General features: G+C 61.7%; 11 protein-coding genes. 8 read left to right on the forward strand and 3 right to left on the reverse strand.

Features of this window, described 5'->3' with window-relative positions:
- Positions 1-207: 207 nt before the first annotated feature.
- Both LB571_RS04365 and LB571_RS04370 read right to left on the reverse strand, forming a co-directional pair.
- Positions 208-369 (reverse strand): hypothetical protein, encoded by a 162-nt coding sequence (locus LB571_RS04365; protein WP_224587825.1) that lies wholly within the window; start codon positions 367-369, stop codon positions 208-210.
- A gap of 367 nt (positions 370-736) precedes the next feature.
- A complete protein-coding gene (locus LB571_RS04370) occupies positions 737-1,840 on the reverse strand; it encodes a mandelate racemase/muconate lactonizing enzyme family protein (protein WP_224592475.1) in 1,104 nt (367 codons plus the stop codon).
- Positions 1,841-2,054: 214 nt separating this feature from the next.
- Here LB571_RS04370 and LB571_RS04375 point away from each other — a divergent pair, with 214 nt between their 5' ends.
- From LB571_RS04375 to LB571_RS04410, 8 genes are all read left to right on the forward strand, one after another.
- Positions 2,055-2,777, forward strand: a complete 723-nt coding sequence (locus LB571_RS04375) for an FCD domain-containing protein (protein WP_224592478.1) — start codon at positions 2,055-2,057, stop codon at positions 2,775-2,777.
- Positions 2,774-4,393, forward strand: a complete 1,620-nt coding sequence (locus LB571_RS04380; protein WP_224592481.1) for a GMC family oxidoreductase — start codon at positions 2,774-2,776, stop codon at positions 4,391-4,393. Before LB571_RS04375 ends, LB571_RS04380 begins: the two co-directional genes overlap by 4 nt.
- Before the next feature lie 100 nt (positions 4,394-4,493).
- Positions 4,494-5,474 (forward strand): ABC transporter substrate-binding protein, encoded by a 981-nt coding sequence (locus LB571_RS04385; protein ID WP_224592484.1) that lies wholly within the window; start codon positions 4,494-4,496, stop codon positions 5,472-5,474.
- A 60-nt stretch (positions 5,475-5,534) separates the two neighbouring features.
- The gene (locus LB571_RS04390; protein ID WP_015316587.1) at positions 5,535-7,082 is read left to right on the forward strand and encodes a sugar ABC transporter ATP-binding protein; all 1,548 of its coding nucleotides are present in this window, start codon (positions 5,535-5,537) and stop codon (positions 7,080-7,082) included.
- A 5-nt stretch (positions 7,083-7,087) separates the two neighbouring features.
- Positions 7,088-8,083, forward strand: a complete 996-nt coding sequence (locus tag LB571_RS04395) for an ABC transporter permease (protein WP_411961426.1) — start codon at positions 7,088-7,090, stop codon at positions 8,081-8,083.
- A 3-nt stretch (positions 8,084-8,086) separates the two neighbouring features.
- Positions 8,087-9,073: an ABC transporter permease gene (locus LB571_RS04400; RefSeq protein WP_224592487.1), complete on the forward strand. Its 987-nt coding sequence runs from the start codon at positions 8,087-8,089 to the stop codon at positions 9,071-9,073.
- Between the two features lie 830 nt (positions 9,074-9,903).
- Positions 9,904-11,079, forward strand: coding sequence for a zinc-dependent alcohol dehydrogenase (locus tag LB571_RS04405; protein WP_224587813.1), 1,176 nt, complete (start codon positions 9,904-9,906; stop codon positions 11,077-11,079).
- Positions 11,080-11,088: 9 nt separating this feature from the next.
- Positions 11,089-11,637: a hypothetical protein gene (locus tag LB571_RS04410; RefSeq protein ID WP_224592490.1), complete on the forward strand. Its 549-nt coding sequence runs from the start codon at positions 11,089-11,091 to the stop codon at positions 11,635-11,637.
- 188 nt (positions 11,638-11,825) lie between these two features.
- On the opposite strand, the gene LB571_RS04415 is transcribed toward LB571_RS04410, so the two are convergent.
- Complete coding sequence (locus tag LB571_RS04415) at positions 11,826-12,050, reverse strand: hypothetical protein (RefSeq protein WP_224592493.1); 225 nt, start codon at positions 12,048-12,050, stop codon at positions 11,826-11,828.
- Between the last annotated feature and the right edge of the window lie 339 nt (positions 12,051-12,389).

Consider the following 12,389-nt stretch of genomic DNA (forward strand, 5'->3'; position numbering starts at 1 on the left):
CGACACTCGAGTGGGAATGCAGCGGAGGCGGCGCCAAAAGCGCTCGGAAAGGCAGTGAATGCGACCTGCCTTGCCAAGCAGTCACCGCGATGGATGCGGGCTCATGCCAAATCAGCTCCGCTGATCGCAATGGCGCTGTCAGAGATCTTCGGAACAGTCGTGCCCTTGAGGTCGAGCCCTGTTTCTCTCGGCGTCCAGCAATTCATACTACCCAGCTAAGCCGTTCATGAACAGCTTGAGTAGGTGTGCAGCCAAGCGCTCCCGCTGTGGCGACTTGGACGCGACACCGCGCTCGTTACTGATCGTCTCAGCAACTCGGGCAAGCATTTCAATGTCGTTCGGTTCCAGAAAACGGCCCGGGTAAAACATGCGGCTCTCCTGAAAAGCTGCATACCAGTTACCCAAGTTGCCGGAGGCTGACAATTAACTGTGATAACAGCCCAATTCAGATTTCGCCGAACAGCTGCCGTTGCTGTTCAGTGATGAAAGTGGACGCCTGAAAGCCTGAGCCGGTCGCAATTCCGATTCCAACCCGCGCAGGATCACTGTCTGGTTCCTCAGAACTGGCCCTCATCGTACCCAAAGATAGCTCCCTGCTGCCGACCGAGCTCGTAGTCGTGCGGAGCGACAAGGCACTGTGCTCGGCGACGTGTCCTGGCGCAACACATGCACAATGAGAGGCACGAACGGTGCCCAGGCAAACTGACGCCGTCGAAGTCTTGCCGTGTGCCGCGGTTCAGGCGGTCGTATCCGTGAAGGTCGCCAATTTCTGCCAATCGAAGACCACGCCCACGCCAGGCTCGTCGGGTGCTATCGCAAAACCATCCTGAAGTCTAAGCGGCTCAAGTGTGTATTGGTCAATATCGAAGCTATGCGCCTCTACCCAGCCGGCATTTGTCTGACCTGCAACGAGGCTGACGTGAAGTTCCTGCATTCCGTGACTGCAGACCGGAATGCCAGCTTTGCGGGAGAGCGCTGCCACGCGCAGCCAGCCCGTCACTCCGCCGCAGTTGGAGGCGTCAGGTTGGATGTAACCGAGCTTAGACCAAGCAAAGGCATGCTCGAACTCTTCGATGACATGCAGGTTTTCCCCCATGGCCAGCGGCATACCGGTTGCCTTGGCAATGCTGGCGTAACCTTCAAAGTCGTCGGGTATGATGGGCTCCTCGAACCACAGCAGATTGTATGGCGCGAATGCTCTCGCTGCTTCGATCGCTCGCGGGACGTCCAGCGCGTAGTTGGCGTCGACCATAAAGGTGGTCTGGGGCCCGATGCGCTCGCGCACCGCCTTCACACGGGCGACATCATCGGCGAGATTATCCTTGCCGACCTTGATTTTTACCGCTGTGAAGCCGGCCTTCAGATAGGAATCGATGCTGGCCAGAAGCTGATCGAGGGTGAAGTTCAGGTCGATGCCGCCCCGATAGGCCTTGGCGGTCTTCCCTGCCCGGCCAGCCATTTGCCACAGCGGCAATCCGCTGCGCCGGCCCTTGATATCCCACAACGCAATGTCGATCGCTGATATCGCGAAAGAAGCGATGCCGCCGCGCCCGACATAGTGGATGTGCCACAGCATGCCGTCATAGAGCGTCTCGATTCCGGTCGCGTCGCGTCCCTGCAGGAACGGCGCGAGGTCATGCTCGATCATTGCCTTGATGGCATAGCCGCCCTTGCCGCCGGTGTAGGTGTAGCCCGTGCCCTCGCTTCCATCGGCAAGCCTCAACGTGACGGTCACCAGCTCGAAATGCGTGTGCGCGCCGTGCTTGGCATCGGTCATCACCTCACGCAGCGGGACCCGGAACAGCCGGGTCTCGACCTCCTTGATCTCGGTGCCGTTCATGCTTCTTCCCAATCATCTTTTTCGTCAGACCATAATTGCACCGAGCTTGCCATCTGGCAACCGATTCGACCGCCTTCGAGCCAACTACTGAGCATGGCCATTCATTTGGTCCTACAAAACCATGCATGAGCTTGTGCTTTAGTCCGATTTGCTTTCTAATGGCATCACTGCTGGGGAGGAAGAAAGCTTGCTGGATGCGGGAGACCGTCGTGAGATGCCCGTGGCAATTACTGCCGCCCGCGCGGCCGACGCGATGGTGGCTGGCATCGAGGCCGAGATCACCTCGGGAAGACTTGGCGACGGCAGCTACCTGCCGGCAGAGCGCGAACTGATGATCGAATATGGCGTGGGCCGGGGCGTTGTGCGTGAGGCGATTGCGCGGCTGGCCAGCCGCGGGCTGGTGGAAGCGCGTCCACGCTTCAGGCCAATTGCACGCAGGCCCGGTCTGGACGCCGCGCTCGGCGCCCTCGAGGGAATTGTCGGCCATCTGCTGAGCGACCAGGCAGGCGTGAAGAACCTCTATGATTTGCGCGTCTTCCTCGAGGGATCTCTAGCTCGCAACGCGGCTATCCATGCTCGCAAGGAAGACATCGCAGCGCTCAGGGCCGCGCTGGCGATGAACGAAGCGGCTATTCCAGACTCGCAGCAATTCTACGCAACCGACGTGGCTTTCCATGCCGTGCTTTACGACACTGCCCGTAACCCAGTGCTGCCTGTAGTGCACAAGGCATTCACCGCCTGGCTGTCGCCACAGTGGATGCGCATGCCCCGATCGCCCGAGCGCAACCAAGTGAATTTCCTTAGCCATCGGGAAATCTGCATCGCCATTATCGAGCGCGATCCTGACGGCGCTGAGCGGGCACTGCTCAACCATCTTTCGGCGGCGTGGGAGTATGTCCGCGGTACATTCGAAAGCCGTGAGGCGCCTGAGGCATGACGCAGACCTACGATCATATCGTGGTGGGCGGCGGGGCAGCCGGATGCGTCGCGGCGGCAAGGTTGGTCAAAGCAGGAAGGCGAGCCCTGCTGCTGGAGGCCGGCCATTCCCATCATCACCCCCTGCTCGACATGCCGCCCGGCATCTTCAAGATGATCAACGGCTCGAAGTTCATGCGCTATCACCGCACCGAGCCGCAAGCCCACCTCGACGGCCGCGTTCATGAAATCTCGCAAGGCAACGTGCTGGGCGGCGGCACCTCGGTCAACGCGCAGGTGTATATGCGAGGCCGCTCGGCCGACTACGACGAGTGGGACGAGATGCTGCGAGGCAACAATGCCGGCGTACGCTGGAATTGGCAGGCGGTGCTTCCGCACTTCACCGGCATGGAAGGAAACAATCGGCTGGGCGGCCAACTGCACGGCATCGAAGGTCCGCTGCTGGTCTCGGATCCAGGCCACATCGATGATGTTTCGCGTTGGTTCGTGCAGACGGTCCAGGGGCTGGGACTGCCGTACAACCATGATTTCAACGGGCCTTCGCAGCGCGGCGTCGGCTTCTACCAGTTCATGAACCGGCGCGGAAAGCGCAGCAGCGCCGCCTACGCTTTCATCGAGCCGCTGACGAATGACCCTAAGCTGACCCTCAAGCTCAACTGCACTGTCAACCGGCTGCTGATCGAGAACGGACGGGCTACCGGCGTCGTCTACTCCGATGCATCGGGCGCCGAGCATACCACCTATGCGGATGCCGACGTAATTGTCTCGTCCGGCGCCCTCATCTCGCCGAAACTGCTCATGCTGTCCGGTATCGGTCCAGCCGACGCGCTTGCCGGGTGTGGCATTGCCTGCGTCGCCGACCTTCCCGGGGTCGGCGAGAATCTGATCGACCATCCCGAGGTCCCGATCATCGCCACGGCAAACGGCCCTTACGGCTATTTCAGGCAAGGCCAAGGCTGGCGAATGATCAGGAACGGCCTGCATTTTAAACTCTTCGGCACCGGCACGATCCTGTCGGCCGGCGTCGAGGCCGGCGCCTTCGTCAATCCGGCCGATCCGGATGGTGAACCGACGATCCAGGCCTTCTGCGTTCCGCACGTCTATCTGGACCGCGATATCCTCACTCTGGTCGAGAACACCTATGGGCTTACCGTCACGACGGTTGTGGTGAAGCCGAAGTCGCGTGGTTTCGTGAGGCTGCGTTCGGCGGACCCCAAGGACATGCCAGTCGTTTCGCCCAATCTGCTCAAACATCCAGACGACATGCGGGACATGATCTCTGGTCAGCGTTATTTCCTGCAGGCTTTCCAGACCAAGCCCCTCGCCGATCGGGTCAAGGCCATCGCCGTGCCGAGTCAGGATGATCTCAGCGATGAGGCGCTGGCAAAACATTGCAAGCGCTTCGTCAAGACCAACTATCATCCGGCCGGTACATGTCGAATGGGCGCCGACAGCGACCGGATGGCGGTACTGGACGCAGCGATGCGCGTGCGCGGGATAGACAATCTGCGGGTTGCCGACATGTCGGCCTGCCCGAACATCAATGCCGGCAACACTGCCGCGCCGGCGATGATGCTGGGCGACCGCTGCGCCGACTTCATCCTGGAGGCGGCATAGAAGTGATCCAGGTTGCCGGCGGGAGCATGCAAAGACCGTCAGGCCGAAATCGTGAGGAAAGTCCACGGTCGCACAAAGCGACAATCAAGGAGGAAAGAGCATGATCATTACCCGTCGAAAACTACTCGTAGGCTCCGCCGCAGGCGCTGTCGCGCTTACGCTCGGCTCACGCGCCTCTGCGGCGCTGCCGCCGCTGGCCAAGAAGGACAAGTACAAGGTCGGCTTCGCCCAGACAGAAAGCAACAATCCGTGGCGCCTTGCCGAGACCAAGAGCATGCAGGACGAAGCCGCCAAGCTAGGCCATCAACTGGTTTATACGGATGCCGCAGGGTCGTCTGCAAAGCAGGCCGCCGACGTAAACTCGATGATCGCACAAGGCGTCGACGCTATCTTCTTGCCTCCGCGCGAGGACAAACCGCTGGTCCCCGTCATCCTGGCCGCCCGCGATGCCGGCATCCCGGTCTTCCTGATCGATCGGGACGTCGACCACACTATGGCAAAGCCCGGCGAGGACTATGTCTGCTTCATCGGTTCCGATTTCATCGAGGAGGCAACCCGTATCGGCGAATGGCTGGTCAAGAACGCCAACGGAAAATCGAAGATCATCGAACTCGAAGGCACGACTGGCGCGTCGGCAGCGACCGACCGAAAGAAGGGCTTCGACGATTTCATCGCCAAGCACTCGGAATTCAAGATTTTGGCGTCCCAGTCGGGCGACTTCGCCCGCGACAAGGGCCGCCAGGTGGCCGAGACGCTGCTTCAGGCGCATCCCGATGCGGATATCATCTACGCGCATAATGACGAGATGGCGCTGGGTGCGATCGCCGCTTTGGAGGCCTCCGGCAAGACCCCCGGGAAGGATGTGCTGATCTTGTCGATCGACGGCGAGAAGGAAGGCGTCCAGGCGATCATCGACGGCAAGATCGGCGCCATCTGCGCCTGCAGCCCGCTGTTCGGGCCCAAGGCTTTCGCCACGATGGCCGACTATGCCGCCGGTAAGAAGATCCCGCCCTTCATCAAGAACGAGGATGCCTTCTTCGACGCGACGAATGCGAAGAAAGACTTCGCTATTGCATTCTGATATCCACTCTCCTGCCATCTTCCCTACCCGCTCCGGCGGGTAGGGTTTCGGAGTTCGCCGATGACCGCTCAGCCGGACCCAGCCGCGCTGCTCCTGGACATGCGTGACATCCAGAAGCGTTTTGCCGGCATCCCTGCCCTTGCAGACGCGTCGCTCCAGGTTGGGCCGGGCGAGGTCCACGCCCTCATCGGCCAGAACGGCGCGGGCAAGTCGACGCTTATCAAGGTGCTCACCGGCTATTACCGCCGGGATGCGGGCCAGGTGCTGTTCGAGCAGAAGCCGTTCGAGGTCGGCTCTCCGCATCAGGCACAGGTCAGCGGCATCAGCACCATCTACCAGGAGATCAATCTCGTCCCGCTTCGCTCGGTGACCGAGAACATCTGCCTCGGACGCGAGAACCGCCGCCGCGGCCTGCTTGACTGGAGGGCGATGCATGCGGAAGCCGAGCGCCTGCTCAGCCGGTTTTCGATGCACATCGACGTGCGCCACCCACTCAGCGACTTCAACACCGCCACGCAGCAGATGGTAGCGATCGCCCGCGCCATCGGATTTTCCGCCCGCCTCGTGATCATGGATGAGCCGACGTCGTCGCTCGATGAGCGTGAAGTCTCGGTTCTGTTCAGCGTCATCCGGCAGCTCAAGGTCGAGGGCGTTTCGGTTCTATTCGTCAGCCACAAGCTCGACGAGCTCTACGAGGTCTGCGACCGGGTCACGATCATGCGCGATGGCCGCACGGTGCGCAGCGCCGCTATGAGCGACATCGGCAGGCTGGAACTGGTCGCGGCCATGCTCGGCCGCGATGTCGCGGCGGTCGAGGGCCATGCGACCGCATTCGGCGAGCGCGATCGATCCAGGATCGGCGACGTGCTGTTTGCCGCGCAGGGGCTGGCAGCTGGCCAGTCGGTTCGTGATGTGACTTTCGACGTGCGCCGAGGCGAGATCGCCGGCTTTGCCGGCTTGCTCGGTGCTGGCCGCACCGAAACAGCCCGGCTTGTCTTCGGCGCCGACCGCCTGAAGGCCGGGGAGATGACGATGGAAGGGGCATCCTACCGCCCCGCGCGAGCCGCCGACGCCATCGCGGCCGGATTGGGCTTCTGCACAGAGGACCGCAAGGCCGAGGGCATCGTGCCGGAGATGACGGTGGCGGAGAACATAACACTGGCACTGCTGCCAAAGATCAGTCGCAACGGCATCCTCAACGAAGCCCGGCAGCGGGAGATCGTCGAGCGTTTCATTCGCGAACTCGGCATCAAATGCTCTGGTCCCAACCAGAAGGTCCGGGAACTCTCCGGCGGGAACCAGCAAAAGGTGCTGCTCGCCCGCTGGCTGGCGATGAACCCGAAGCTGCTCATTCTCGACGAGCCGACACGCGGCATCGATGTCGGAGCGAAGGGCGAGATCCAGCGCCTCATCCGCACACTTGCCGATGACGGGCTCGGCGTGCTGATGATCTCCTCGGAACTTGAGGAAGTGTTGGAAGGGGCCGACCGGATATTCGTCCTGCGCGAGGGGGAGAGCGTGGCCGAACTGGAAGGCCAGGCAACGAGCGAGGAGGACGTGCTCGCGGCGATGGCGCATGGGAGTTCGGCGGAAGGGACGGCAGCGTGAGCGATCTGACCAGGCCATCCGCAGCCCACGACGCCGGAACCCGCGGCTTCAATCTGTTCGGCTTCCTGGCGCGCTACGGCACGGTGATCGCGCTGGTGGTGCTCATCGCCTTCAATCTTGCCTATACGCGCAATTTCGCGACGCTGCAGACGCTCAACGTCAACCTGACCCAGGTCTGCACGATAGTTATCGTCGCGGTCGGGATGACGCTGGTAATCGCCACAGGCGGGATCGACCTTTCGGTTGGGTCGCTGATGGCGATTTCCGGCGCATTGGCACCGATGATCTTCCTGGGGACGATTTTCCCGGTCGGGAACATCTATCTGGCGGTGGCCGTCGCGATGATCACCTCGATCCTCGTTGCCGGCCTGTTCGGACTGTTCAATGGCTGGCTGGTCTCCCGCTTCCGCATCCAGCCTATCGTCGCAACGCTGGTGCTGTTCATCGCCGGGCGCGGGATCGCCCAGGTGATGACAAACGGCAATCTGCAGACCTTCCGCGTGCCGCAATTCCAATGGATCGGGCTTGCCCGTCCGCTCGGCATCCCTGCGCAGGTCATCATAATGGCGGTGCTGGTCGCGGCGGCGGCGTGGGCGCTTCACCGCACGGTGTTTGGACGAAGCATCTTGGCGGTCGGCGGCAATGAAGAGGCCTCGGAACTCGCGGGCATCGCGGTATCGAAGATCAAGCTCGCGGTCTATGCGATCAGCGGCCTGTGCGCAGGGCTGGCCGGCCTGGTGGTCATCGCAATCAACTCCTCCAGCGACGCAAATCTGGTCGGGCTCGGCATGGAACTCGATGCCATCGCGGCCGTCGCGGTTGGCGGCACTCTGCTCAGCGGCGGCAAGGCAACGATTTTCGGCACGCTGCTCGGCGCGCTGACCATCCAGCTGGTGCGCTACACGCTGCTTGCCAATGGCGTGCCCGACGCCGCTGCACTCGTGGTCAAGGCAGGCATCATCGCGTTCGCCGTCTGGCTGCAGCAGCAACACAGAGTGTAATCCATGAACAGCGCCCGACTGGTCCGCATCATCGGCACCTACGGTGTTGTCATCGCGCTTGCAGCGCTCGTCCTCTTCGGATTCCTGCGCTACGACCGCTTCTTGGGCTTCTTCAATGTGGTGAGCGTGCTGCGCTACAATTCGATGTTCGCGCTCGTCGCGCTCGGCATGTGCTTTGTCATCATGACGGGCGGCATTGACCTGTCCGTGGGTTCGGTTGCTGCCCTGGGCAGCGTCGCTTCGGCCCTGGCTAGCCCGCACGGCATAGCGGCCGGCCTTGCGGCGGGTGTGGGCGCCGGGCTGGCGGCCGGTCTGATCAACGCGCTTTTGGTTACGCGCGGGAACCTGATGCCGTTCATCGCCACGCTTGCCACCATGCTGGCCGCAAGCGGCTCCGCGCTGCTTCTTGCCGGGAACCAGACGGTGTCGGTTTCCTACGATTCTGGTTTCACCGCCATCGGTCAAGGAAATTTCTGGATCTTCCCGATTCCGGCGATCATCGCCCTGGTCGCGTACGTGCTCGGATCGGTCGTCCTGAACTACACCAGCACGGGACGGACGGTGCTGGCAATCGGCGGTGGCGAGGATGCGTCGCGGCTGATGGGCCTGCGCACAGATCGCGTCAAGTTTCTCGTGTATGTCGCAAGCGGGTGCCTGGCCGGGCTCGCCGGCGTCGTTCTTGCTTCGCAATTCGGGGCCGGCCAGCCGATCGAGGGCGTCGGCTGGGAGTTGTTTGCCATCGCTGCCGTGGTTGTGGGCGGCACGCTGCTTACGGGCGGGTCCGGATCGGTCTTGACCACGCTCGCCGGCGTGCTCCTGCTCGGCATCCTTTTCAACATCCTGAACTTTGAAAACGGGATGGGTTGGATCTCCCTCTCGGCCTACTGGCAGTCCGTAATCCGGGGGCTCTTCCTGCTGGTCGTAGTGCTGCTTCAGGCGCGGCTTACCGGAAGGCGCGGCACCCGGCCCGGAACGAGAGGTGACGTATGAGCGCCGCACGGGTCCAATCGCCAATTGCCGTTTGTGGCATCTGCCCCGTTGCCGAAGAAGTCTCGCGGGCGCGAGCCAGCGGCCGCCGGCCCAAAGCCTCTTTTAGAGAGAGCAGATTCCACAACCCTCCCATGCTGTCTCTGTGGGGGATTATGGTCTCCGCCAAGCAATCGCCGCCAGCCCGGTACCTTGAGGACTGTACCGAAATGAGCTCGTGGTTGCCTGGGCTTGTGTTATGTCAGGGCTCGCAACCGGGGCGCCCCCTCCGGCTGCCGCGCACGCATTGAACCTGGTGGTGGTGCGGCTGTAACCATGTGTGTTTTCACCCACATTCAGCGCGCCTGTCGAAGCCCGTTCTCCGGTAGCTCCGCTGCAGTCGTCAGCTTCCGGGCCCATCGCCGAAAATTGGTGCCCCCACATGTCGGCTCTGACTAACGCTTAGATGTGCGCTTAAATGCAGCCTCGACCATAGCAGGAGAACTCCTGAGTTGTCACATTCAGCAGATGAGACATGATCCGCGAGATTTCACCGTAGAGAACCCCAGTTGAAGACGTTGCCCAATTGAGCAATTTCGCAACGTGCGCTTGCAAGCGCTCCAGAGGCCTCACCACGCTGTTCGCTCCAATCTAAGCGCTCCGCTGCTTGCCTCGACGGATCGTTCCCAGGCGCCCGGTCTGGAATGGCCCCAAAATTCTCTCCACGCACCGGAACATCGGTCCGCCGTTGCGGTTCGACAGGCAGCGGACACAGTCGATCCAAAGAAGCATCGGCCCGCTTACGACAGGCGCGAGGTCCCACCCCACAGATCTTGCGGACGGAGGAGCAAGCTATGCGGGCATTGGTCTGGCACGGCAAGGAAGACATACGCTGCGATCAGGTTTCCGATCCGGAAATTGTGGATGAGCGTGACGCCATCATCAGGGTGACGAGTTGTGCGATTTGCGGCTCCGACCTTCACCTCTACCATAACTTTGTGCCGGCCATGCTGCCCGGCGACATCATGGGCCACGAGATGATGGGGGAGGTCGTGGAGGTCGGGAAGGGAGTCAACGGCGCTCTGAAGAAAGGCGACCGGATCGTTGTGCCGTTCACCATAATCTGCGGTGAGTGCGACCAGTGCAAGCGACAGAACTTTTCTGTTTGCGAACGCACGAACCGTAAGAAAAATCTCGGTGACAAGGTGTTCGGGCACACCACCGCGGGTCTGTTTGGATACACTCATCTGACCGGCGGCTATCCCGGGGGACAGGCGGAGTACATGCGGGTGCCGTTCGCCGACGCCACGCACGTGAAGGTGCCCGACAGCCTTACCGACGAGCAGGTCCTCTTCCTCGGCGACATCTTTCCCACCGGATGGCAAGCCGCGGCTCAGTGCGAAATAGAGCCCACCGATACCGTTGCGGTGTGGGGCTGCGGCCCAGTTGGGCAGATGGCGATACGCAGCGCCCTGCTGCTCGGCGCGAAACAGGTGGTGGCGATCGATTGCCTGCCGGAACGGCTGTCGATGGCCGCAGCAGGCGGCGCCATTGCCATCAATTTCGCCGAGGAAAGTGTCGTTGAACGGCTGCAGGAACTCACCGGCGGTATGGGTCCTGAGAAGTGCATCGATTGCGTCGGCATGGAAAGCCACGTCTCGCTGGCCCAGCCCGATACCCTCTACGATCGCGCAAAGCAGTTGATGCTCATGGAAAATGATCGACCGCACGTTCTGCGTGAGATGATTTATGTCTGCCGGCCGGCCGGCGTGATCTCGATCCCCGGCGTCTACAGCGGCCTGGTCGACAAGATCCCGATGGGACCGGCAATGAACAAGGGGCTCACGTTCCGCATGGGGCAGACCCATGTCAACCGTTGGACCGAGGATCTGTTACGCCGCATCGAAGATGGCCAGATCGACCCGTCCTTCGTCATCACCCATACCGTCGGGCTTGAGCAGGGACCCGAAATGTACAAGGTGTTTCGCGACAAGCAGGACAGCTGCATCAAGGTTGTACTGAAACCGTAGGAAATCGTCATGACCGTGGTTGCTAAAGTTTCCAACATCACCCGATCGCCTGGCGATCCCAAAGTGCTGAAGGCTGGGCCGAGTGTGGTCGGCGCCTCCGACGGCCTTGCCCGCAAGCTCGGCTGGTTCAGCATCGTGCTTGGTGCCGTCGAGTTGCTTGGCGCCGAGCGGGTTGCCGGCGCGCTCGGCATGAGCGGCAAGGAAGGGCTGATCCGCGCGTATGGGGCGCGAGAAATAAGCAGCGGCATACTCTCGCTTTCGGTGGACAAGCAGGCCGCGTTGTGGAGTCGGGTAGCTGGCGACGGCCTGGACATCGCGACATTGCTGACGGCGTATCGGGATGACAACCCAAAGCGCGACAATGTGGGCCTTGCGCTTGCCATGGTCGCCGGTCTTGCACTGCTCGACATCATCGGTGCGAAAGGCGTGACCGGGCGCCACTCACGCAACGGAACCAAGCCACGCGACTACAGCGATCGCAGCGGCTTTCCCCGAGGCGCTGCAGTAGCCCGAGACCTTGCCCGCTCGCAGCGCGGCCGGGAGGCCGGCGCAGCCTGACAGAGTTGCCGAAACCGTGGCGGCATGCGACCCGCGACAGGTCGTGTCCCAGAGGGGGTTGGTCTCGGCGACCCTACGTTGATAGAACAGGCTAGGCCGTGATCATGACCGTCGAGTGGCCGTTCTGTGCGTCGGAAGCATCGGGGCACGGTAGCCCGCAATGTCTCTTGGCAAGGTTCCGGCGATCCTCAGGCCGAGCCGCGTTCGGGCAAGTCGGTCTCTTCCGCCACCTCTTTTCGCAGATCTCGGCGCAAGCGTTCCGCTTCGTCGGAATTGTTTTCGTCGTCAGTCCGCTCAAGTTCGCGATCGATTGCCTCGCGCGAGCCTTCCACCGGATCCTGTTGCGGAGATGTTTTCGGGCCGGTTTCCATCTTGCCTTTGTTCGGAACGGCGCAGTCGAGAGATTTCGACATCTTTAGCTTCCCTTCGTCTGCCAACATGACCGACATTTGGAATGAGTATCGTCGGACCCTGCCGAACCGGATCGTCGATGATTTGTTCCGGGCTAGACCCCGGTTTCGTTTTGCCCGTCCGCATCAGGCGATGCCCCTCCCCCGTTCCAAGTTTCGCTGAAATTCCTGTGTTTAGCGCCACCGTTGCAACGGAACTACAGCCGCGCAGAGTCGAACCGGTGAAGGCCCCGCTGGTCAAGCAGACCGATGCGGGTCCGCCTCAGCATCTCGCTGCTTGAAAGCGAGTTGTGGAAAGCTGGCAGTCGCAGGAACATTTGATGGCGTTCAGGGTATCAGCTA

This window comes from Mesorhizobium sp. BR1-1-4 (assembly GCF_020165375.1).
Lineage (GTDB): Bacteria > Pseudomonadota > Alphaproteobacteria > Rhizobiales > Rhizobiaceae > Mesorhizobium > Mesorhizobium australicum.